At 44.5% G+C, this 22327-nt stretch carries 14 protein-coding genes, 21 tRNA genes and 3 rRNA genes; 32 read left to right on the top strand and 6 right to left on the bottom strand.

The window, feature by feature from the left end; all coding sequences use genetic code 11:
* Positions 1-99 precede the first annotated feature (99 nt).
* The 25 genes from DNL43_RS02010 to DNL43_RS01890 all read left to right on the top strand — a co-directional run bounded on the left by DNL43_RS02010 (position 100) and on the right by DNL43_RS01890 (position 8050).
* Positions 100-1673 (top strand): 16S ribosomal RNA (locus DNL43_RS02010).
* Positions 1674-1756: 83 nt separating this feature from the next.
* Positions 1757-1830: transfer RNA gene (locus tag DNL43_RS02005), tRNA-Ile, on the top strand.
* Positions 1831-1859: 29 nt separating this feature from the next.
* Positions 1860-1932, top strand: a tRNA-Ala gene (locus DNL43_RS02000).
* Between the two features lie 177 nt (positions 1933-2109).
* Positions 2110-5030 (top strand): 23S ribosomal RNA (locus DNL43_RS01995).
* A 77-nt stretch (positions 5031-5107) separates the two neighbouring features.
* Positions 5108-5224 (top strand): 5S ribosomal RNA (rrf, locus tag DNL43_RS01990).
* Together the 16S, 23S and 5S rRNA genes with 21 tRNA genes alongside form the textbook arrangement of a ribosomal RNA operon.
* 8 nt (positions 5225-5232) lie before the next feature.
* Positions 5233-5305, top strand: a tRNA-Val gene (locus DNL43_RS01985).
* Positions 5306-5311: 6 nt separating this feature from the next.
* Positions 5312-5384, top strand: a tRNA-Lys gene (locus DNL43_RS01980).
* A 39-nt stretch (positions 5385-5423) separates the two neighbouring features.
* Positions 5424-5496, top strand: a tRNA-Thr gene (locus DNL43_RS01975).
* Between the two features lie 4 nt (positions 5497-5500).
* A tRNA-Gly gene (locus DNL43_RS01970) sits at positions 5501-5572 on the top strand.
* Between the two features lie 6 nt (positions 5573-5578).
* Positions 5579-5664, top strand: a tRNA-Leu gene (locus tag DNL43_RS01965).
* A gap of 6 nt (positions 5665-5670) precedes the next feature.
* Positions 5671-5744 (top strand) — tRNA-Arg (locus DNL43_RS01960).
* Positions 5745-5753: 9 nt separating this feature from the next.
* Positions 5754-5827, top strand: a tRNA-Pro gene (locus DNL43_RS01955).
* Between the two features lie 26 nt (positions 5828-5853).
* Positions 5854-5927 (top strand) — tRNA-Met (locus DNL43_RS01950).
* Between the two features lie 10 nt (positions 5928-5937).
* Positions 5938-6011 (top strand) — tRNA-Ile (locus tag DNL43_RS01945).
* A 40-nt stretch (positions 6012-6051) separates the two neighbouring features.
* Positions 6052-6139: transfer RNA gene (locus tag DNL43_RS01940), tRNA-Ser, on the top strand.
* A gap of 6 nt (positions 6140-6145) precedes the next feature.
* Positions 6146-6219: transfer RNA gene (locus tag DNL43_RS01935), tRNA-Met, on the top strand.
* Between the two features lie 4 nt (positions 6220-6223).
* Positions 6224-6297: transfer RNA gene (locus DNL43_RS01930), tRNA-Asp, on the top strand.
* Positions 6298-6301: 4 nt separating this feature from the next.
* A tRNA-Phe gene (locus DNL43_RS01925) sits at positions 6302-6374 on the top strand.
* A 20-nt stretch (positions 6375-6394) separates the two neighbouring features.
* Positions 6395-6465: transfer RNA gene (locus tag DNL43_RS01920), tRNA-Gly, on the top strand.
* Between the two features lie 12 nt (positions 6466-6477).
* Positions 6478-6551 (top strand) — tRNA-Ile (locus DNL43_RS01915).
* Positions 6552-6557: 6 nt separating this feature from the next.
* Positions 6558-6645, top strand: a tRNA-Ser gene (locus DNL43_RS01910).
* A gap of 8 nt (positions 6646-6653) precedes the next feature.
* Positions 6654-6725, top strand: a tRNA-Glu gene (locus tag DNL43_RS01905).
* A 19-nt stretch (positions 6726-6744) separates the two neighbouring features.
* Positions 6745-6818, top strand: a tRNA-Met gene (locus DNL43_RS01900).
* Between the two features lie 4 nt (positions 6819-6822).
* A tRNA-Asp gene (locus DNL43_RS01895) sits at positions 6823-6896 on the top strand.
* Between the two features lie 167 nt (positions 6897-7063).
* Positions 7064-8050, top strand: a complete 987-nt coding sequence (locus DNL43_RS01890) for an IS30 family transposase (protein WP_109249238.1) — start codon at positions 7064-7066, stop codon at positions 8048-8050.
* Between the two features lie 95 nt (positions 8051-8145).
* Here DNL43_RS01890 and DNL43_RS01885 read toward each other — a convergent pair whose 3' ends face one another.
* Positions 8146-8652 (bottom strand): monooxygenase, encoded by a 507-nt coding sequence (locus tag DNL43_RS01885; RefSeq protein ID WP_225364661.1) that lies wholly within the window; start codon positions 8650-8652, stop codon positions 8146-8148.
* A 103-nt stretch (positions 8653-8755) separates the two neighbouring features.
* Between DNL43_RS01885 and DNL43_RS01880 the strand changes: the two genes are divergently transcribed.
* The 3 genes from DNL43_RS01880 (at position 8756) to DNL43_RS01870 (ending at position 10805) form a co-directional block, all read left to right on the top strand.
* Complete coding sequence (locus DNL43_RS01880) at positions 8756-9496, top strand: MBL fold metallo-hydrolase (protein ID WP_056981969.1); 741 nt, start codon at positions 8756-8758, stop codon at positions 9494-9496.
* Positions 9497-9609: 113 nt separating this feature from the next.
* Positions 9610-10008 (top strand): transcriptional regulator Spx, encoded by a 399-nt coding sequence (gene spx / locus DNL43_RS01875; protein WP_054769764.1) that lies wholly within the window; start codon positions 9610-9612, stop codon positions 10006-10008.
* Between the two features lie 116 nt (positions 10009-10124).
* Positions 10125-10805, top strand: a complete 681-nt coding sequence (locus DNL43_RS01870) for an adaptor protein MecA (RefSeq protein WP_056981972.1) — start codon at positions 10125-10127, stop codon at positions 10803-10805.
* Between the two features lie 60 nt (positions 10806-10865).
* On the opposite strand, the gene DNL43_RS01865 is transcribed toward DNL43_RS01870, so the two are convergent.
* The 3 genes from DNL43_RS01865 to DNL43_RS01855 are packed head-to-tail and all read right to left on the bottom strand — an operon-like array spanning position 10866 to position 14495.
* Positions 10866-11858, bottom strand: a complete 993-nt coding sequence (locus DNL43_RS01865; RefSeq protein WP_056981974.1) for a glycosyltransferase family 2 protein — start codon at positions 11856-11858, stop codon at positions 10866-10868.
* A 14-nt stretch (positions 11859-11872) separates the two neighbouring features.
* Positions 11873-14176, bottom strand: coding sequence for an ArnT family glycosyltransferase (locus tag DNL43_RS01860; RefSeq protein WP_056981975.1), 2304 nt, complete (start codon positions 14174-14176; stop codon positions 11873-11875).
* A complete protein-coding gene (locus tag DNL43_RS01855; RefSeq protein WP_235805503.1) occupies positions 14163-14495 on the bottom strand; it encodes a GtrA family protein in 333 nt (110 codons plus the stop codon). The genes DNL43_RS01860 and DNL43_RS01855 overlap by 14 nt, the downstream gene beginning before the upstream one ends.
* 233 nt (positions 14496-14728) lie before the next feature.
* On the opposite strand from DNL43_RS01855, the gene DNL43_RS01850 reads away from it, so the two are divergent.
* Both DNL43_RS01850 and DNL43_RS01845 read left to right on the top strand, forming a co-directional pair.
* Complete coding sequence (locus DNL43_RS01850; protein ID WP_156644973.1) at positions 14729-15421, top strand: response regulator transcription factor; 693 nt, start codon at positions 14729-14731, stop codon at positions 15419-15421.
* Complete coding sequence (locus DNL43_RS01845; protein ID WP_056981979.1) at positions 15418-16728, top strand: sensor histidine kinase; 1311 nt, start codon at positions 15418-15420, stop codon at positions 16726-16728. Before DNL43_RS01850 ends, DNL43_RS01845 begins: the two co-directional genes overlap by 4 nt.
* Positions 16729-16796: 68 nt before the next feature.
* Here DNL43_RS01845 and DNL43_RS01840 read toward each other — a convergent pair whose 3' ends face one another.
* A complete protein-coding gene (locus DNL43_RS01840) occupies positions 16797-18329 on the bottom strand; it encodes a gamma-glutamylcysteine synthetase (protein WP_056981980.1) in 1533 nt (510 codons plus the stop codon).
* 136 nt (positions 18330-18465) lie between these two features.
* On the opposite strand from DNL43_RS01840, the gene DNL43_RS01835 reads away from it, so the two are divergent.
* Entirely contained in the window at positions 18466-19623 is a 1158-nt protein-coding gene (locus DNL43_RS01835; protein WP_225366631.1) for a competence protein CoiA, read from the top strand.
* Positions 19624-19656: 33 nt separating this feature from the next.
* Positions 19657-21468: an oligoendopeptidase F gene (gene pepF, locus DNL43_RS01830; protein WP_056981984.1), complete on the top strand. Its 1812-nt coding sequence runs from the start codon at positions 19657-19659 to the stop codon at positions 21466-21468.
* Between the two features lie 59 nt (positions 21469-21527).
* Here pepF and DNL43_RS01825 read toward each other — a convergent pair whose 3' ends face one another.
* Complete coding sequence (locus DNL43_RS01825; protein WP_056982103.1) at positions 21528-22157, bottom strand: DsbA family protein; 630 nt, start codon at positions 22155-22157, stop codon at positions 21528-21530.
* Between the last annotated feature and the right edge of the window lie 170 nt (positions 22158-22327).

Here is a 22327-nt window from a genome sequence, read left to right as displayed (position 1 = left end):
GATCTTTGATCGAAGCCAAACATTTGCGAAGTCAATTCGTAATAACAAATAATAAATTTAAATCATGAGCTATAACAGGCTTATCATTTTAAAACATTTTAAGATGAGAGTTTGATCCTGGCTCAGGACGAACGCTGGCGGCGTGCCTAATACATGCAAGTCGAACGCGTTTCCGTTATTGATTTTAGGTGCTTGCATTTAAATGATTTAACACGAAACGAGTGGCGAACTGGTGAGTAACACGTGGGTAACCTGCCCTTGAAGTAGGGGATAACACTTGGAAACAGGTGCTAATACCGTATAACAACCAAAACCACATGGTTTTAGTTTAAAAGATGGCTTCGGCTATCACTTTAGGATGGACCCGCGGCGTATTAGCTTGTTGGTAAGGTAATGGCCTACCAAGGCAATGATACGTAGCCGACCTGAGAGGGTAATCGGCCACATTGGGACTGAGACACGGCCCAAACTCCTACGGGAGGCAGCAGTAGGGAATCTTCCACAATGGACGAAAGTCTGATGGAGCAACGCCGCGTGAGTGATGAAGGGTTTCGGCTCGTAAAACTCTGTTGTTGGAGAAGAACAGGTGTCAGAGTAACTGTTGACATCTTGACGGTATCCAACCAGAAAGCCACGGCTAACTACGTGCCAGCAGCCGCGGTAATACGTAGGTGGCAAGCGTTGTCCGGATTTATTGGGCGTAAAGCGAGCGCAGGCGGTTTCTTAGGTCTGATGTGAAAGCCTTCGGCTTAACCGGAGAAGTGCATCGGAAACCAGGAGACTTGAGTGCAGAAGAGGACAGTGGAACTCCATGTGTAGCGGTGAAATGCGTAGATATATGGAAGAACACCAGTGGCGAAGGCGGCTGTCTGGTCTGTAACTGACGCTGAGGCTCGAAAGCATGGGTAGCGAACAGGATTAGATACCCTGGTAGTCCATGCCGTAAACGATGAGTGCTAAGTGTTGGAGGGTTTCCGCCCTTCAGTGCTGCAGCTAACGCATTAAGCACTCCGCCTGGGGAGTACGACCGCAAGGTTGAAACTCAAAGGAATTGACGGGGGCCCGCACAAGCGGTGGAGCATGTGGTTTAATTCGATGCTACGCGAAGAACCTTACCAGGTCTTGACATCTTCTGCCAACCTAAGAGATTAGGCGTTCCCTTCGGGGACAGAATGACAGGTGGTGCATGGTTGTCGTCAGCTCGTGTCGTGAGATGTTGGGTTAAGTCCCGCAACGAGCGCAACCCTTATTGTTAGTTGCCAGCATTCAGTTGGGCACTCTAGCAAGACTGCCGGTGACAAACCGGAGGAAGGTGGGGATGACGTCAAATCATCATGCCCCTTATGACCTGGGCTACACACGTGCTACAATGGACGGTACAACGAGTCGCGAAACCGCGAGGTCAAGCTAATCTCTTAAAGCCGTTCTCAGTTCGGATTGCAGGCTGCAACTCGCCTGCATGAAGTTGGAATCGCTAGTAATCGTGGATCAGCATGCCGCGGTGAATACGTTCCCGGGCCTTGTACACACCGCCCGTCACACCATGAGAGTTTGTAACACCCAAAGCCGGTGAGGTAACCTTCGGGGACCAGCCGTCTAAGGTGGGACAGATGATTAGGGTGAAGTCGTAACAAGGTAGCCGTAGGAGAACCTGCGGCTGGATCACCTCCTTTCTAAGGAAAAACGGAATCCTGCACATTGTCGAAAGTTTTGTTTAGTTTTGAGAGGTTTACTCTCAAAAGTGGTTACGCTTTTTGGGCCTATAGCTCAGCTGGTTAGAGCGCACGCCTGATAAGCGTGAGGTCGATGGTTCGAGTCCATTTAGGCCCATCCACGGCCTTACAAGACCGCCGTAACATGGGGAATTAGCTCAGATGGGAGAGCACCTGCTTTGCAAGCAGGGGGTCAGCGGTTCGATCCCGCTATTCTCCATTGACACGAGAGTGTCAAACTTGGTTCTTTGAAAACTAGATAATATTAATTTTCTGTAATAATTTTTTGAAATTGTATTTAATATAATTTCAACCGAGAACACCGCGTTATTTTGAGTTTGTTAACTAGAAAAAATCGCAAATACTCAATTAACTTTGCATCACGTAGTGATGTACAGGTTAAGTTAAAAAGGGCGCATGGTGGATGCCTTGGCACTAGAAGCCGATGAAGGACGGGACTAACACCGATATGCTTCGGGGAGCTGTACGTAAGCTTTGATCCGGAGATTTCCGAATGGGGAAACCCAGCAGCTTTAATCAGCTGTTACTATATCGTGAATTCATAGCGATATAGAGGTAGACGTGGGGAACTGAAACATCTCAGTACCCACAGGAGCAGAAAGAAATTTCGATTCCCTAAGTAGCGGCGAGCGAACGGGGAACAGCCCAAACCAACGAGCTTGCTCGTTGGGGTTGTAGGACTGAACATTTGAGTTACCAAAGTTGTTGATAATCGAACAATCTGGGAAGGTTGGCGAAACAGGGTGATAGCCCCGTAGGTGAAATCAATGACCCTCAGTTCAGGATCCTGAGTACGGCGACACACGTGAAACGTCGTCGGAATCCGGGAGGACCATCTCCCAAGGCTAAATACTCTCTAGTGACCGATAGTGTACCAGTACCGTGAGGGAAAGGTGAAAAGCACCCCGGAAGGGGAGTGAAATAGTTCCTGAAACCATGTGCCTACAAGCAGTTAGAGCCCGTTAATGGGTGATAGCGTGCCTCTTGTAGAATGAACCGGCGAGTTACGGTAACATGCAAGGTTAAGGTTTAAAAGCCGGAGCCGCAGCGAAAGCGAGTCTGAAATGGGCGTTTAAGTATGTTGCTGTAGACCCGAAACCAGGTGATCTACCCATGTCCAGGGTGAAGGTGCGGTAAAACGCGCTGGAGGCCCGAACCCGTGTACGTTGAAAAGTGCTGGGATGAGGTGTGGGTAGCGGTGAAATTCCAAACGAACTTGGAGATAGCTGGTTCTCTCCGAAATAGCTTTAGGGCTAGCCTCGGACGTAGAATCATGGAGGTAGAGCCACTGTTTGGACGAGGGGCCCGTCATGGGTTACTAAATTCAGATAAACTCCGAATACCATTGATTTTTATCCGGGAGTCAGACGGTGAGTGATAAGATCCATCGTCAAAAGGGGAACAGCCCAGACCACCAGTTAAGGTCCCTAAATATATGCTAAGTGGAAAAGGATGTGGAGTTGCATAGACAACTAGGATGTTGGCTCAGAAGCAGCCACCATTTAAAGAGTGCGTAATAGCTCACTAGTCGAGTGATTCCGCGCCGAAAATTTACCGGGGCTAAGCATATTACCGAGACTGTGGACTTGACCATTAGGTCAAGTGATAGGAGAGCGTTCTAAGGGCAATGAAGCCAGACCGTAAGGACTGGTGGAGCGCTTAGAAGTGAGAATGCCGGTATGAGTAGCGAAAAATCAGTGAGAATCTGATTCACCGAATGACTAAGGTTTCCTGGGGAAGGCTCGTCCTCCCAGGGTTAGTCGGGACCTAAGCCGAGGCCGAAAGGCGTAGGCGATGGATAACAGGTTGAGATTCCTGTACTAGTTGATTATGTTTGAGCGATGGAGGGACGCAGGAGGCTAAGTTGTGCATCCAGCTGGAAACGGATGTTTAAGCCACAAGTCAGTCAAAGAGTTAAATGCTTTTTGGCGGGTTGACAAGTGGTGATGAGGACCGAAATTTAAGTAGGGAAGCAACCAACGTCACACTGCCGAGAAAAGCTTCTAGTGAGTAATCAACTACCCGTACCGCAAACCGACACAGGTAGTCGAGGAGAGAATCCTCAGGTGAGCGAGTGAACTCTTGTTAAGGAACTCGGCAAAATGACCCCGTAACTTCGGGAGAAGGGGTGCTGTGCGCAAGCACAGCCGCAGTGAAAAGGCCCAGGCGACTGTTTATCAAAAACACAGGTTTCTGCAAAATCGTAAGATGACGTATAGGGGCTGACGCCTGCCCGGTGCTGGAAGGTTAAGTGGATGAGTTAGCTTCGGCGAAGCCCAGAAATGAAGCCCCAGTAAACGGCGGCCGTAACTATAACGGTCCTAAGGTAGCGAAATTCCTTGTCGGGTAAGTTCCGACCCGCACGAAAGGCGTAACGATCTGGGCACTGTCTCAACAAGAGACTCGGTGAAATTAAGATACCTGTGAAGAAGCAGGTTACCCGCGACAGGACGGAAAGACCCCATGGAGCTTTACTGTAGCTTGATATTGGGTGTTGACACAGCTTGTACAGGATAGGTAGGAGCCATTGAGGCCGGAACGCTAGTTTCGGCAGAGGCGTTGGTGGGATACTACCCTCGCTGTGTGAACACTCTAACCCGCGCCACTAAGCGTGGCGGGAGACAGTGTCAGGTAGGCAGTTTGACTGGGGCGGTCGCCTCCCAAACAGTAACGGAGGCGCCCAAAGGTTCCCTCAGAATGGTTGGAAATCATTCAACGAGTGTAAAGGCAGAAGGGAGCTTGACTGCGAGACAGACAGGTCGAGCAGGGACGAAAGTCGGGCTTAGTGATCCGGTGGTACCGTATGGAAGGGCCATCGCTCAACGGATAAAAGCTACCCTGGGGATAACAGGCTTATCTCCCCCAAGAGTCCACATCGACGGGGAGGTTTGGCACCTCGATGTCGGCTCATCGCATCCTGGGGCTGTAGTCGGTCCCAAGGGTTGGGCTGTTCGCCCATTAAAGCGGTACGCGAGCTGGGTTCAGAACGTCGTGAGACAGTTCGGTCCCTATCCGTCGCGGGCGTAGGAAATTTGAGAGGAGCTGTCCTTAGTACGAGAGGACCGGGATGGACATACCGCTGGTGTACCAGTTGCGCCGCCAGGCGCATCGCTGGGTAGCTACGTATGGATGAGATAAACGCTGAAAGCATCTAAGTGTGAAACTCACCTCAAGATGAGATTTCCCATTCCTATATGGAAGTAAGACCCCTGAAAGATGATCAGGTAGATAGGTTGGAAGTGGAAGTGCAGTGATGTACGGAGCGGACCAATACTAATCGGTCGAGGACTTAACCAAGTAGAAATGGTGTTCAAGGTACAGAAAATTAATATTAGCTAGTTTTGAGAGAACGAAGTTCTTTCAAGGAAAAATAGTGTGGTGGCGATAGCCAGAAGGATACACCTGTTCCCATGCCGAACACAGAAGTTAAGCTTCTGCACGCCGAGAGTAGTTGGGGGATCGCCCCCTGCAAGGGTAGGACGTTGCCACGCGATTTTATGGAGGATTAGCTCAGCTGGGAGAGCATCTGCCTTACAAGCAGGAGGTCACAGGTTCGATCCCTGTATCCTCCATTCCTTGAGCCGTTAGCTCAGTTGGTAGAGCATCTGACTTTTAATCAGAGGGTCGGCGGTTCGAGACCGCCACGGCTCATTACAATTGAATATTATTAACGCGCATAATATTTTGTATGCCGACTTAGCTCAGCTGGCAGAGCACCTGTCTTGTAAACAGGGGGTCGGAAGTTCGAATCTTCTAGTCGGCATTTTGCGGAAGTAGTTCAGTGGTAGAACATCACCTTGCCATGGTGGGGGTCGCGGGTTCGAATCCCGTCTTCCGCTTGTTATGCCGGGGTGGCGGAATTGGCAGACGCACAGGACTTAAAATCCTGCGGTCAGTGATGACCGTACCGGTTCGATCCCGGTCCTCGGCATATTATGCACCCATAGCGCAATTGGATAGAGTGTCTGACTACGAATCAGAAGGTTGTAGGTTCGACTCCTACTGGGTGCATTGTTTTTTCGGGAAGTAGCTCAGTTTGGTAGAGCACCTGGTTTGGGACCAGGGGGTCGCAGGTTCGAATCCTGTCTTCCCGATTGATAGAATAACTATCATTTTTCATCGCGGTGTAGCTCAGCTGGCTAGAGCGTCCGGTTCATACCCGGGAGGTCGAGGGTTCGATCCCCCCTGCCGCGATATAGGTCTTGGACCTTTAGCTCAGTTGGTTAGAGCAAACGGCTCATAACCGTTCGGTCGTAGGTTCGAGTCCTACAAGGTCCATCGACTCATTTTTATATTTTTAGTTTTATACAGCTTTTATGGAGGATTACCCAAGTGGCTGAAGGGGGCGGTCTTGAAAACCGCTAGGTGGGTCAAACCACGCGAGAGTTCGAATCTCTCATCCTCCTTATTATCGCGGGATGGAGCAGTCTGGTAGCTCGTCGGGCTCATAACCCGAAGGTCGTTGGTTCAAACCCAGCTCCCGCAATTTTGGTTCGTTGGTCTAGTTGGTTAGGACGCCTGCCTGTCACGCAGGAGATCACGAGTTCGAGTCTCGTACGAACCGGTTTGGCTCGGTAGCTCAGTCGGTAGAGCAATGCATTGAAGCTGCATGTGTCGGCAGTTCGATTCTGTCCCGCGCCACTTATTTTAAATATTGTTATGCGGGTGTAGTTTAGTGGTAAAACCACAGCCTTCCAAGCTGTTGTCGCGAGTCCGATTCTCGTCACCCGCTTTTTTATATAATGGGCCTATAGCTCAGCTGGTTAGAGCGCACGCCTGATAAGCGTGAGGTCGATGGTTCGAGTCCATTTAGGCCCATATTTTGGAGAAGTACTCAAGTGGCTGAAGAGGCGCCCCTGCTAAGGGTGTAGGTCGCGTAAGCGGCGCGAGAGTTCGAATCTCTCCTTCTCCGTTTTAAATGACCCGTTGGTCAAGTGGTTAAGACACCGCCCTTTCACGGCGGTAACATGGGTTCAAATCCCGTACGGGTCATTCAAGAAATTTATATTATCGCGGGATGGAGCAGTCTGGTAGCTCGTCGGGCTCATAACCCGAAGGTCGTTGGTTCAAACCCAGCTCCCGCAATTTTGGTTCGTTGGTCTAGCTGGTTAGGACGCCTGCCTGTCACGCAGGAGATCACGAGTTCGAGTCTCGTACGAACCGGTGGAATATCGAATGTGTACAAGTTACTTTGGTAGCTTGTTTTTTTTACCCAAAATTGGTCTTTATCTGGCGAATTTACAATTGAAATGCAACACAAAGTAAAAAAATAAACCCATACCGGGTAGAATCTGTTTAACGACCAAATCAAACAATTCGAGGTATCCGGTATGAGCTATAAACATCTTACTATAAAAGAACGTGAAATACTTATGTTTTTACGAGCTAAGGGGTTATCTATCCGGGCTGTTGCGTTACGGCTGGGGCGAAATCCAAGCACTATTTCACGGGAGTTAAAACGTTGTGCAGGTAATTATTCCCCAAGCAAAGCAGATAATGACTATCATCAAAAGCGGCAGAATTGTCACAAGAAGCGACTATTAGACAGCCATCCACAATTACGTCGTCAAATTGTTCATTACATCTTAGATCTGCACTGGTCACCAGAGCAGATTACCGCTCGCTTTAATAAGGAACATCAATGGTGTGTTAGCTACAACACAATTTACCGTCATATCTATCAACACAATTTAGGTGAGAAGTACTCCTCACGTGGTGATACCGGTATTCAGCGCCATCTCAGACATAAACATCGGACTCGGCATTCAAAGAATACTAGACGACATCGAGAAGTACAGACCGACTATATCTCGATCCATGAGCGCCCTGGTTTTATCAACCAGCGTCAACGTATAGGTGACTGGGAAATTGATACTGTGATTGGTCGAACGGGTCACTCCATCCTTTTAACGGTTGTCGATCGGCTTAGTCGGCTTACGCTTATCAAAAAGGTTGTGCAAAAGGACTCGCAGGAGATAAATAAAGGCTTAGTTGAACTGTTAGGGGACATTCCTAAAGAATTTGTTCATTCTATTACACCAGATCATGGGACCGAATTTCTTCATCTTGATGAAATCAGCGAAAGGTTAGGTGTTACTGTCTATTGGCCCGATCCATATTCGCCTGAACAGCGTGGAACAAATGAGAATACAAATGGATTAATCCGGGAATATTTTCCCAAGCGAACAGATATTGATAATTATACAGAACAGGACGTTGAACACTGCCAAAAGCAGTTAAATCAACGTCCTCGCAAAGTGTTAAACTATGAAACCCCATATGAAGTATTTTTTGACAAACCGTTGCACTTAGTTTGACAATTCGCCCTAAACAAAAAAAGCCTTCAACCAATGAGTTATGTACGGAATGCTCAGTGGTCGAAGGCTTTTAATTATTAATTTGTAGAAGATCATTAATTTTTAGGCTTTGCAGGGGTGTAATAAGCTTCATGTGAGTAGAAGCTTGGTGAATCACGGTACTCCTTTGGAATAAATTCATCAGAGCTGTTTTTCCAAAGTTCAAAATCAGAATAGGAATCCCAACTTCCAAGAATAATTCTTTGACTAATGTCTTTATGGTAATTCAGAGAATAAATGGAATGCATACCGTCCGGAAGGCCATCGCTGCGAAGCTTATTGATTCGGGCATCGAAGACTTTCTGTTGATCAAAGTTCAGATCTAACGTAGAAAAGCTGATGAACCCGTTCCAATCATCTTCACCGCTGTGACTTAAAATGTCATAGTATACCGGTGCTTTAAAAACGGGATCTTTTCCAGAATGATCCAACAGCATATATTCTCCTGGCTGACTCAGTGCTTGATACATGACCAAGTCACGGTCGGGATGCTTATTTTTTAATTCTGACAAAATCTCTTCATTTCCAAATGTAATTACAATCTGATTATTCAATTGACCCACCTCCTAAATACACTTTTATTATACTTTCTTTAATTGGGGGAACCAAACATTTACGTCAATTAAGCGTAAAATATAACTGTAGCAAAGTGAAGGAGGAGATTTTTTGAAACTAACAGTAATTGGGTTTCTTGGTGGCTATCCCGCAAATGGGAATCCTACCAGCAGTTATCTTCTGGAATCCGGAGACTTTAAACTTTTGATTGATTGTGGCAGTGGGGCACTGTTAAGTCTCGAGGAAGTACTTGATCCACTTAAACTCAACGCAGTGATTTTAAGCCATTATCATCACGATCACACAGCTGATGTCGGCGTTCTGCAATATTACTGGCAATTACACGCAAAGCGGTATGCAGCTCCTATACTGCCGATTTATGGCCATTCATTGGACGCTGTGAACTTCAAAGGACTCGATTGGCCAAAATCTACGAAGGGTGTTGCATATAACCCCGATGAAGCCTTGAAGCTTGGACCATTTGAAATCACCTTTTTCAAGACCCATCATCCAGTTCCGGCATTTGCGATGAGAATCAAAGAACAGGAAACTGGCAAAGTTCTTGTTTTTACTGCAGATACTGCATACTTCCCAGAACTAACCGATTTTGTCCAAAATGCCGATCTGTTAATGACCGATACCAATTTCTTTGCGGACAAGACCGGACAAAAATGGCACATGACTTCCACTGAATCCGGGAAACTTGCTCATGATGGCAATGTTCATCGTGTCTTGTTGACGCATCTGCCGGCAATTGGTGATTTACACAAATTACGCCAGGAAGCTCAGCATGCGGCTGGGGAAAATATACCAATCTTAGTCGCAAAAAAGCATTTATCTGTGGATATCTAAGCTAATTTTGACTAAAATAAGTTCTTTGTTAGTCTATTTTGTGAATCTTATGATTTTTATAACAAACTCCGATATAATCAAAACATCAAATGATTATTAGGAGGCATCCTATTATGACAGTCAATTTATTAACAACGCCCAGCTGCACTTCTTGCCGAAAGGCCAAACAGTGGCTCATCGATCACAACGTCGATTTCGTGGAACGAAACATTTTTGCCAAGCCACTTTCCGAGCAGGAATTAAAACAAATTTTCATGCTTTCAGAGGGCGGCACGGATGACGTGATTTCAACTCGTTCTTTCGTCTTTGATCAATGTAAGAACAAATTAAGTTCGATGACAATCAGTCAAATTATTTCCATGTTGGCTGTTCATCCTGAACTCATCCGTCGACCGATCCTGCTGGATTCAAAGCGAATCGAATTTGGCTTCAATGAAGATGAAATTCGTTGTTTCCTACCTCGTGAAACTCGAAAATTCGAATTAGAGCAGATGGTTCGAAAAGCATTATGACCACGAAATCTTAATTGCTTGTTAATATTGATATTTAGCCGTATTATTTACTTAGACAATAATATGATACAATGTTATTATTAATTACCCTAAGATATTGAAAGGGGTGGCTAAATATGGAAATGGAACGAATTAACGAGAATACAATTCGTGTACTGATTGGTAATGATGATCTTGACAAGCGTGGGATTACCGTACTGGATTTACTGGGTAACCACAAGCAAATCGAAAGCTTCTTCTATAGTATTCTGGAAGAAGTTGATAAGGATCATCAGTTTCAAAATAACGATGCCGTCACTTTCCAAGTTCTTCCAAACCAAAATGGATTGGAATTATTCATCAGTAAAGATGTCGATATGTCTGACAATGACATGTTTGATGCAGGTAACGCTGATTCTGGGCGCCCCGAAAAACGTGATCGAGTTTCTAAATATATCGCAGAACATGCCGATAATAATAAACCGCAACCTGTAAGTGATAAGAAGACAAACGACGAGTTTGGTCATCAAAAGCGAACTGTGATTCTTGAGTTCGATAAGTTGGATGACTTTGTCTCACTTGCCAAAGCATTGCGACTTGAAAATGGGACATCAGATTTATATTTGTATGAAGGAAAATATTACTTGAAGTTGGAACTATTCAGCAACGATCCAGTTGATATGATTGTTAGCGACGAAGTGGCGATTGCCAATGAATATGGTAAGAAGACCACTGTCACTGAAGATGTTCTAAATGAGTATGGCCAACACCTAATGGAGAACAGCGCATTAGAATTAAGCCGTTACTATTTTAAATAGCAAGTAATCAATACAAAAAAGGCAGCCATTAATGTGGCTGTCTTTTTTGTGCTTCATTGTTTATTGTTGAAGGGCGCGTCCCTTGATGGTTGTTTTGTAGTATACCTGATTGGTTGTTTTTTTGTTTGTGGAGCGAAACCCCACCGTCCTTGAAACGATGTAAAGCGGTCGTCTCCTTGATGCTTCAAACACTCGATACAGGTATGATCCCAGCATGCCAATCGTGATAAGGGTGATGCCTGCCATGAGGAACAGGGCAAATACAGCGAAGTGAATGGTATCCATCGTTGTAAAGAGCGATACAATCAGGTACCCGATTCCAAAGATAATTGAAAGGCTTCCCAGCCAGTTTGCAAGTTGGAGTGGAAAGGATGAAAACGATGTAATGCCATCCATTGCCAATCGAATCATTTTTCTCAACGGGTACTTTGAGGTACCTGCGATCCGTTCCTGCCGCTCGTAAGTAACCGCGGTTTGTTTGAAACCAACCCAACTAACCATTCCACGTACAAATGGATCCGCTTCATTCATTTGTCTGAGTTGATGAACAACTTGTTTATCCATTAGCCGAAAATCACCGGTATCTAGTGGAATGTTGATGTTTGTCATTCGTTTAAGGCTGCGATAGAAGAGGGATGCCGTTGCCTTTTTGAAAAGACTTTCACCGTCTCTTGAAATTCGTTGCCCATATACCACATCGTATCCCTGATGCCATTTATCAATCATATCGACGATGACCGCTGGTGGGTCTTGAAGATCCGCGTCCATCACAACGACCGCATCACCTTTTGTATATCGAATTCCCGCGGTAATTGCGAGTTGGTGACCGAAGTTCCTTGAAAATTGAACCAGGCGGATATTTTTATGCAGATTTTGATTATTTTCGATTATTTCGACACTTTTGTCACTCGAACCATCATCCACGAAGATAATTTCAAAGTTTTGTGGTTGATTTGCGATAAAACTTTCTAAAGTATCAATCATCGTTTCAATTCCCGGTTCTTCGTTATAGACGGGGAGGACGATCGAAACCAGCTCTTGGTGTTTTTCCATTATATTGCCTCCTTTTATTTATAAATTGACGACAAATCATACAGAACACCGGTTGAACCCATGCCACCAGGTCCTTGCATGTTGCCTTGTCCCTGACTTGACTTGTGAGTGGACTTGGAAGGTGTTTTACTTGTTGTTTTGTTAGGTTTCATCTTGGACTTGCGACTCATCGAAGGCTTGCTTCCAGGCTTGCCGCTTGGACGGCCTTTACCAGCTGCTGGAGCTTTACCGGAAGTCGTTTTACCAGTTGGGGCTTTACCCTTGGTCGATTTAGTTGATGAAGTCGTACCAGGGCCAGCCATGCCAGGTTGCGAACTGGTACTATTGCTAGATTGATACAGACTTGTTTTCACCTTGGTTGCGTGTTTCTTGATCCAGTTAATAATCTTGGTATTACCGGATTTTCCTGAGTAGTAGAAGTATTTCAAATTACCATCTTTAACGAGCTTCTTAAATTGGGTAAGGGTGATTGCCGGATCAGTTCCGTTAAATCCACCCATGGCCATAACAGCTTTACCGGTTTTGATGATGTAAGGCGCAGCTGTTGTTGAATCGCTGGTGGCAAACAGGTATTTGGCGCTGCCTTGATTCTTCTCAACATAATTAAGCAACTTGGTATTGACTGAATTGTTGCCCATTCCGCCGCCACCGCCAGGCATGCCACTACTTGATGAAGTCAGTAGTGAAGGGCCGGCGGTTGGAATCATTGCTGATTCAGCGGCAATGGTTGGGGTCAATGACCACCAGGCTGGTGCAGCCATGATTGACAGCATTCCACCAACCAAGAGCGTCTGGAAGGCCTTCCCACGTGGCAGGATTGCCATTCCAATGGAAAAGACAATTGCGGCAATTAAGATGATCCACGTCAACCATGGATAGTAACTGTAAACGTACCAAGATTGGAGGGCCGCCGTTGCAATAATTGCAGCGGGAAGCAGATAGAATTTCCAATTGGTGCGCAAATTGTTTCTAAACAGGCCAACGAGGGCACTTACACCGGTTCCAAACAGCGCGGCAATTGGTGGTGCCAACATAATCATGTAGTAGGGATGGAAGAAACTGGCAATACTGAAGAATCCATAAACCGGAACCAGCCAACCAGTCCAAAGAATCAGTTGCTTCTGCTTGGTGGTTAGATTAAACCAGCGTTTTCGTCGATCTCTGAAGTAAACAAGACCGCCAATCAATCCAAATAGTGCGAATGGTAAAAGCCAGCTAACCTCAGGGCCAAGTGCCGACTGGAATAGTCTGAATGGTCCCGCGGTGCCGATATTGAAGGCACCACCGCCACCGCCGCCGGCACCCATTTTACCTGGGCCGCCTTTCTTGCCGCCGTTGGGTTGACCCTTCATGTTCTTCCCACCAGGTGGGGTCATGGATTTACCATTGTGCTTCGTGCCGGTTGGCTGCTTACTGCCACTGCCAGGCATACCGCCGCCTTTTTTCTGGGTTTTACTGTTCATACCAGCGCCAAATGTGCCGCCGGTACCGGTGGTTTGGCCTAACAGCCGTTCACTTCCGTTGTAGCCAAAGGCCAGTTCCAGTAAAGAATTGGTTTCAGACCCGCCAACGTATGGGCGGCTGCTGGCAGATGTCATATCAACTGAAATTGGATATGCCAAGGTAAATACCAGGAGCGAAACGGTTGCAAAAACTAATTTGGATATTTTTCGTTTCCAGGTTTCGTTTGCTGCCAACCAGTAAAACAGATACATAGCCGGCAAAATCATGAAGGCTTGAAGCATTTTGACGTTAAAGGCAATTCCGATTAACGCGAAACTGATTAAAAGTGACCAAATCTTTCGACTGCCGATTGCTTTTTCAAGGAAATAAAGTGCCAGCATCAAGAAGAATACCAATGTGGCATCCATGTTGTTGGTTCTTGAATCAGCGACCACGATGGGTGTCAGTGTTAATGCCAGGGCACTTAAACGCGCTGCATTTTTGCCGAAATAGGGTTGAATTATTCGATACATGAGATAGACCGAGCCCACCCCGAACAGAACGGAAGGCAGAACAACGCTCCATCCGTGGACCCCAAAGATTTTGGCACTGATTGCCATAAACCAAAGAGCAACCGGTGGCTTATCAACGGTGATGTATCCTGCTGGATCAAAACTGCCGTACCAAAAGTTATGGAAACTTTCTGTCATACTTTTAATGGCTGCGGTATAAAACGCATTGGCGGATCCAGCTTTCCAAATCTGCCAACCGTAGAGGAATAGCGCCAGGACAAGAATGGCAACGAGAATCCAATCGAATCTCAGACGACTTTGTTTTTTACTTTGGGTATTTTCCATATATTTATTGGCTGCCATATCGGCGAACCTCCTTTAAGTTTGTTTTGTGAAATACCCAAAATTTTGAAAGCAGAAAATTGGTGGGTACAGTGATTAGAAGACTGATAATTGGAATCAGGCGACTGTCAATAATTGGAAAGCCGCTGGCGAAGTGGGCAAACAGGACACTGATCAGCCACGTGAACAAATATGTTGCATAATATTTCCATACAACTGATTTAACTGAGTTCCCAGTTTGGAAGACCCACCGATTACTCATGGTGAGTCCTAATAAAGAAGTTATGCCATAGCCAATTGCCATGGCGATTGTTGCATTTGTCGCGTGGAGCAGCAACATGTAAATCACATAGGTTAAAACCGTATTGATAAATCCTGTTATCCCGAATTTAAATAATTGCTTCGTACTTGTGATGGGTAAATCACTCCTTTCTTAATTGATGAAATGAGTTTATCCTTTTAACCATAAAATAAGCTTAAAACATTTGATTTATGATAAATTGTGGATATCTTTGTTGACGAGCGGGCAAAAAACCTTTAATTTAGTGGCAGCAGATAAAAGGAGAAAACTTAATGAAAGAACTTCACATATTAATAATTGAAGATGACGAAGACTTGGCGAAAAGCCTTCAGTTGGTCCTCGGAGAAATTGCCCAGACGACAGTTTCTCACGACGGCTTTGAAGGCCAAATGCTGGGTCAAGAAGGTATCTATGACCTGGTTGTTCTGGACTTGATGCTGCCGCAAGTGAGTGGTTATGACATTTTGAAGCATTGGCGGACCGAGGATCATTTAAGTATGCCGGTGTTGATTTTAACAGCCAAGGATACTTTGGATGACAAAGTCCACGGATTTGAACTTGGGGCGGATGACTACTTGACCAAGCCATTTCACCGTGAGGAATTAATCATGCGGGTCAAGGCCCTTCTTAAGCGCAGCGGTCATCTTGGCGATGACAATACGTTGGCAGTGGGTCCGTTTAAAGTAAATTTGAGTAACCGAATCGTCGAAGTCAACGGCAAGGAATTGGAACTCAACGGAAAAGAATTTGATTTGCTGGTTTACTTCATTCAAAATCCGGACACCATTATTACGAAAGATCAGATTTTTGATCGGTTGTGGGGGTTTGAATCTGAAACCGCCATTTCCGTGGTTGAAGTTTACATGAGCAACCTGCGAAAGAAACTGAAGCAGGCCTCTTCACTTCAGCCAATTAAGACATTACGAAACGTTGGTTATATGTTTGAAACGGAGGAATCGGATTGAAACGAAGCGATCCGCAGCAAAAACAGCAACTGTCACTCTTTTTGAAGGAATTGGTGGGGTTTGCACTGTTATTTGCCGTCCTTGGGTTAGTCGTGTTCTTCTTCTTTCACCAATCAATTTACAAAAATATTGACCAAGGATTGATTACCCAAAAACAAAATGTTTTGAATAACCGGAAGGCGCCACAGTTTAGAAATGGCAATAATGCCCAGGCACCGGTACCAGCCAAGCCGAATAACGGTGACACACCGTTTCGGACAAATATTTTGGTTTTCAATAAAAAGGGGCAGATTATCAACGCCCAGATGCTTGGAAATCGAATTTATAATTTATTTATCAACACCGAGTTGGAAAAGTCTGAGGTCAATAAGGTCCGCGAAGTAACGTTGATGTCAACCGACAATACGCTGCATTATTTCCGGACGCTTTTGATTAAAGTGCCAAAGTCGAATTCTAATCCGATTTATGCCGGTAATTATGTTTTAATTCTGGAAAACATTGATACCGATTTGATGGCGGTCAATAGTTTTAAGCGATCATTGCTGATCACACTGGTCTTCTTCTGGATTGTGGCAATTGCAATTGCCTACTTCCTTTCCAGATCAAGCATGCGACCAATTATGAAAGCTTGGAAACGGCAGCGGCAGTTTAGTGCCAATGCGGCCCATGAACTGCGAACGCCATTGACGGTCATTCAAAACCAAATGGAATATATGTTAACTAAGCCGAAAACCAAAGTGGTTGATCAGGTTGATCCGATTTCAACATCTTTGGATGAGGTCCGTCATTTACAGACTTTAACGAACCGGCTTTTGATGCTGGCCCGTTCGGATTCAGGGACCATTGAAATCAATAAGCAACCCGTTGATCTTAAGCCATGGTTTGCTCAAATTCTCAAGCCATATGACGATATTGCTGCCAGTCAGCATAAGTCGATGGTGACCGTCCTTAAAGCGGATGGCACCGGCCATATGGACAAAGATTTAATTCGTCAATTACTCATCATATTATTGGATAATGCGATTAAATATACGCCAGCTGGTGGAACTGTCACGGTATTGACGGCATTGGCCAGAGACCGGCTGACAATCGAAGTTAGAGATACCGGAACCGGCATTCCGGATGAGGACAAGAAGCGAATTTTTGAACGTTTCTATCGTTCTGACAAATCGCGAAACTCCAAGACTGGTGGAAACGGCCTTGGATTGGCAATTGCCAAGTGGATTGTTCAGCAGCATTCGGGAACCATTACCGTAAAGGATAATCACCCAAAGGGAACGGCCTTTAGCGTTTCACTGAAAATTTAAAATGAAATAATAAAAGGCAGGAACAAAACGGTTAGTTTTGTTCCTGCCTTTATTTTTTCGAAATATTTTTAATGATTATCTTGTTCGGCTGCCTTTTTGATGCCGGGAAACAGATCATACAAGTATTGCAAAGGTTCGACTTTTCCAACTTTGTCAGTATAAATAACCTGAGTCACGTTATCGTAAGTCAACGTGATAAGGGATTCGCCATCCTCATCTTTAACCACGTAATATCGAATTCCAAGCTGGATGGCGTGGAAAATCAATCTTTGAGCATCAAATGAAAGGTTGCCCATTGATGGCAAGAGTGTTGGGGCAGCCAATCGCTGTGCCCGCCAACGTTTGGCAACGGTGACGCCAAAGTCCATTAAGCTGCCGTTTTGGATGTGTTGGAGAAGCATTGCCGAAGCGGTTAACTCAGGGTGGGTAATGACTTCACTGAAGTCGTCCAGTGCCTGGAGCTGTTCTGAATGGGCGTGAAGTGATTTTGCCATGGCAATCAGGTCGTTGAAAATCTTAATTCCCTCTGCCATTTTAAACGTTGGCTGATCGGGATTTTCGAGAGCGACTTGATTGTTGTCGGCAAATGACTGTTTCAAATCATCAGCAACGTTTTCATGATCAACTGGGGTTACCAGCAGATACACAAGGAAGAATTTCAGAAAATACATTGCGTGACGACTGATTCCATTTGGGGTGAACGGTGTGTTATCGAGAACTCGGAATTCCAGGTAGGAAATACCTTTGGTCCGATAATCCTTGATGGCCTCCTGTCCACGTAACCGAACCGGCCCATAAAATTCGGCCGTTGAATACAAGTTGTGATCTTTGATGGCATCGTTAATGCCGTCAATGTAGTGATCTAAACTGGTATAAATGGTGGTATCCACTTTATCATCCGGCTCATTGACATAGCCATAGATACTGTTTCGGATACTTCTAACCGGATGGTTGAGCTTCTTTGCGTCTTCTTCAGAGAAAAAGCCTTTTTCAGCAATTGGACTGGCACCAAATAGATACGTCAGCAACCAACGATGTAAAACAAAGTTTTGGGCGAGTTGAAAGTAGAGGGCATTTTTAAAACCAACCAGTGATTTAAACTGGTCTTGGTAATGCACGTAAAGGCGATTGATAACCGGTTCAGGGATGCTGAAATTGACGTGGACCCCGGTAATAATTTTCCGGGCAACACCATACTTTTTGGTTAAATAATCGCGGTACTTTGCGTATGCCGGTCGGCCAAAGTGGCCTTGAATAAATTCTTTATCTTCGGCATCCATAGCTGGCGGCATGCTGAGCGGCCAAAATGATTCTGATTTATCAACCGATCGGATTAAGACTGTCTGAAGGGTGTCAAGTTGATCCAAAACACCGCCGATATTCGGATTCGGATCAGTGATAATTTCGTTCATTGATTCCGAAAAGTCAGACTGCAAATAGGGATGGTAGCGTCTTGAACCCAAATTCTGTGGATATGGTTTTTGACTCAGCTTGCCATGATTATCGATTCGATGCTCTTCAATCTCAATACCAATGAGGCTGTGGTAAAGTTGTTCGGCAACGTGTTCTTCTTGAATATATTTTAATAAGTTCTTCAGCATATTAGTCCCCCAGCCAGAATTATTTACCATAATTATAAACGATTATGAACAGAATGGTAGGATTACTGCTGTTCTGACAAAAACGTAATGATAATTTTAATTTCTGAAACAAATCAGCGGCCTTTTTCGTATCTACATGACAGAAGGTGATAACATGCTGATTGCAATGATGAACGACCAATTAATTAATGCCGGTGAGCTGACCGATAAATCAATCATCGACAAAGCGTTGGTTTGTCCCTGTTGTCATGAACAGGTGATTTTTAAAAACGGCAAGTATCGGATTCCCCATTTTAGCCATAAACGCAGCTCGTTGTGCAGCCATTTTAGTGAAAATGAAAGCCAGGCCCATTTGACGGGAAAGTTGGCGTTTCAAAGGCAACTTGAAGAGATCGGGGAGCCGGCAGTCCTCGAATATAACTTGCCGGCAATTGAACAGCGGGCCGATGTCTTTCTGACAAGCAAAAAGACAATTTTGGAATATCAGTGCAGTCCCATTTCATATCAGGATATGGCCCGAAGAACCGCAAACTACAGGCAATTGGGGATGGATGTGCTGTGGATTTTGGGCGACCGGCATTTGAATGCCGCCAAACGTTTGGATAGTGTTGCTAAATTTGCCAGGTTTCATTCTCAGCTTGGCTTTTTTATTGTCTTTTACTCCGCCAAAAATAATCAATTTCGAATTGATTTTCACATTAAAGAAGTTTGCGGCAAGCTGACGAGTGATGTTCGTGTGTTTCACCATTTGAGAGACCTGAAAAACTTCATTCAATCTTCAACCCAGGAGACGGCTGGTTATTCAACTCAGTACGTCCAAAAAATGATCCTTAATCAGGTTAATCGGATTCAGAGGAGTGTGGTGATGGGGAATGAAACCTATCTTGATATGGTCACGGTCTGTTACCAACGGCGAAAAGTATTTGTCGGCTGTCCATTAGTTTGCCACGGAAAATTTGACGGCGAATTACCAATTTTTCGCCGGACCGGTTTATGTTGGCGGGTCTGGATTGTCCTCCAGCTGTTTTCTGGTGAGGATGATGAGATTTCAAATCAAGAGCTGAACTGGCTATTTAAGCAGTCGGTTCAATTGTTTGGCCAACAATTTGCGCAAGTCGACGACTATGTCCGCTTCTTTCAGATGGCATTTACAGGTTTTATTTTTAGTCTGCGGGCCAATGGCTATCTGCGCCACACGATTGCCGGGGTTAAGATCATTCAATCTCCCAAGTGGTTTGAGAGCTATGATGAAAAAAGACAATATATTATGACTGAAAAGCCCATGGTGTGCTAACCTAATACTAACTAATATTTGAAGGAGGACATTATGGCTAAAACACAAGAACTGCCTCTTAGAAAAGATGTTCCTGAAAAATTGACTTGGGACTTAACCACCGTTTATTCGTCCGATGCAGACTTTGAGAAGGACTTTACTGAAGTGAAGGCTGATTCAAAGAAGTTTGCCGGGCTGTCCGGCACCATTGAAAAAGACGCCGAATCATTACTCAAGGCGACCGAAGATTTGCTGAAACTCAGCCGGACGTTGGAAAAAGTGTATGTTTATTCTCAGTTGAAGAATGATCAGGATACCAGCGAGGACAAATACCAAGCAATGTATTCCCGTTCAGAGGCTTTAGCCGCCCAATTTGGTGCGGCGACTGCATGGTTTGAACCGGAACTGTTGAAGATTTCCGATGACAAGATGGCCCAATTTTATAAGGACGAGCCTAAATTAACTGACTATAAACGTTTTTACGACCAGACTTTTGAACGTCGTGACCATATTTTAGGCAACGACGTCGAAGAAGTCCTTGCCGGAGCTGACGATATCTTCTCCTCAGGTGAAAAGACTTTTGGCATTTTGGATAATACTGATTTGTCATTCCCAGCTGTCACTGATGAAAATGGCAACAAGGTCAAGCTCTCACAGGGTGTTTATGGCATCTTGCTGGAATCCACCGATCAAAGTGTTCGTAAAGAAGCCTTCGAGAAGTTGTACGAAGTTTATGATCAATTTCAGCATACATTGGCATCAACTCTGACGACCAACGTCAAAAATCATAATTTTAAAGCCAACATTCGCCACTATAATAGTGCTTTGGAAGCTGCTCTGGCAGGCAATGAAGTTTCAACTGATGTCTACAATAATTTAATTAAGGTTGTCAATAAGCACCTGGATCTTTTGCATCGATATGTTGCTTTGAGAAAAAAGATTCTCGGTCTCGATGAGCTGCATATGTATGACATGTATACTTCTTTAGTGGGTAATCAATCACCAAAATATACATTTGAGCAGTCCAAAAAGATTGCTTTGGAGGCCCTTCAGGTTATGGGCCCCGACTATGTCAGCCACGTTAAAGAGGAATTTAACGGGCGTTGGATTGACGTTGTTGAAAACCAGTTCAAGCGAAGTGGGGGCTATTCATCCGGAACATACGATACCAATCCATTTATCTTACTGAACTGGAAGGACAACCTGGATAACTTGTATACTTTGATTCATGAAACCGGTCATAGTATGCACAGTTACTACTCACATCATAATCAACCATATCAGTATGGGGATTATTCTATTTTTGTCGCAGAAATTGCCTCAACGACCAATGAAAATATCTTAACGGACTATTTGCTGAACAAATTCAAAGATGACGACCAGATGAAGAAATTCATTTTGAATTATTATCTGGATGGATTTAAGGGAACCGTCTTCCGTCAAACCCAGTTTGCCGAATTTGAACAGTATATCCATGAACAGGATGCCCAAGGCCAACCGTTGACAGCCAAGTTTATGGATCAGTATTATCTTGATTTGAATAAGAAATATTATGGTGATGCGGTTGTTTCGGATCCACAGATTGCGCTGGAATGGGCCCGAATTCCTCATTTCTATTACAATTTCTATGTTTACCAATACTCGACCGGGTTTGCTGCGGCCTCAACGTTAGCTGACGGCATTGTCAACGGTACCCAAGACAACATTGATAAATATTTGAATTATTTGAAATCAGGCAGTTCCGATACGCCAACCAATGTCATGAAAAAAGCCGGGGTTGATATGACCAAGCCCGACTATCTCGAAAAAGCATTCCAGATTTTTGAAGATCGTTTGAATGAATTCGAACGGTTGTATAACAAGTAATGACCATAAAAAAACACAGGTACTTGGGATTTCTCAAGCACCTGTGTTTTTGTGTCTAATTAATTAAATCGTAAATTTGATTTTGGATATTGAACTGTATTTGGTTTGCTCGGTTTCTTGCTCGCCTGTTCAAAGTGGGCAGCGGAGCCAAGGCTTTTGGCACAAAAGCCAAATAATGAGTTATAGTCGAAATCTTTAACGCGAATCCCACAGTCGTCAACGTGAGAGTTAAAGAGAACCGTTGTCGATGGGTCAGTGATATCCATCTCGTGGACAACCCGCTGATCACATTTAAACATTTTTTCAGCCAAATCTGAACGGCGGTCATCTTTGAACATTTCAATGTCCAAGCCATTTCTTTCAGCCAGCTTATAGACCAGATCATCAGTATAAGGTTCTTCATTAATCAGAAGTTCTTTTTGAAGGTCCATCAAGAAATGCCGGCCAAACTTTTTGCCTTGGAATGAAGCTGCTTTAAAGTCCAAGATGGTATCGTAAGGCAAGTTTTGATCAAGATGGCTAAGGTGTTTGTTCATTGAGAAGTCATGTAGGATTTTGATGTTCAGCATTGAAACGAATCTAACACTGATTTGTTTGTTTAATTTTTGTGAAATACGTTCAATCGTCTTTTCGGCGTCATAACAATGTCGATTAAGTGGATCAACGAATAAATAAATCTCAAGTACCATTATTGCCCCTCCATGTGCAACCGACAACAAAATTAATATACTAATTATTTCTTCATTAAGGATACCAAATTTTCACACAAAAACAACAATTTTGCTTGAAGTGAGCATGCCATATTGGGAAAGATTGGCGAATATGTTAGAATTAAGTCTGATTGAATTTTAAGCTGAAG

This window comes from Lentilactobacillus kefiri (assembly GCF_009739535.1).
Lineage (GTDB): Bacteria > Bacillota > Bacilli > Lactobacillales > Lactobacillaceae > Lentilactobacillus > Lentilactobacillus kefiri.
Note: the sequence above shows the minus strand (reverse complement) of the source record. Positions and strands in the feature narration are given on the sequence as shown.

Coding starts and splice junctions, on each gene's coding strand:
- DNL43_RS01890 (WP_109249238.1), top strand. CDS start 7,064: ATGAGCTATAAACATCTTACTATAAAAGAACGTGAAATACTTATGTTT.
- spx (WP_054769764.1), top strand. CDS start 9,610: ATGACAGTCAATTTATTAACAACGCCCAGCTGCACTTCTTGCCGAAAG.
- DNL43_RS01870 (WP_056981972.1), top strand. CDS start 10,125: ATGGAAATGGAACGAATTAACGAGAATACAATTCGTGTACTGATTGGT.
- DNL43_RS01865 (WP_056981974.1), bottom strand. CDS start 11,858: ATGGAAAAACACCAAGAGCTGGTTTCGATCGTCCTCCCCGTCTATAAC.
- DNL43_RS01860 (WP_056981975.1), bottom strand. CDS start 14,176: ATGGCAGCCAATAAATATATGGAAAATACCCAAAGTAAAAAACAAAGT.
- DNL43_RS01855 (WP_235805503.1), bottom strand. CDS start 14,495: ATGTTGCTGCTCCACGCGACAAATGCAACAATCGCCATGGCAATTGGC.
- DNL43_RS01850 (WP_156644973.1), top strand. CDS start 14,729: ATGAAAGAACTTCACATATTAATAATTGAAGATGACGAAGACTTGGCG.
- DNL43_RS01840 (WP_056981980.1), bottom strand. CDS start 18,329: ATGCTGAAGAACTTATTAAAATATATTCAAGAAGAACACGTTGCCGAA.
- DNL43_RS01835 (WP_225366631.1), top strand. CDS start 18,466: ATGACAGAAGGTGATAACATGCTGATTGCAATGATGAACGACCAATTA.
- pepF (WP_056981984.1), top strand. CDS start 19,657: ATGGCTAAAACACAAGAACTGCCTCTTAGAAAAGATGTTCCTGAAAAA.
- DNL43_RS01825 (WP_056982103.1), bottom strand. CDS start 22,157: ATGGTACTTGAGATTTATTTATTCGTTGATCCACTTAATCGACATTGT.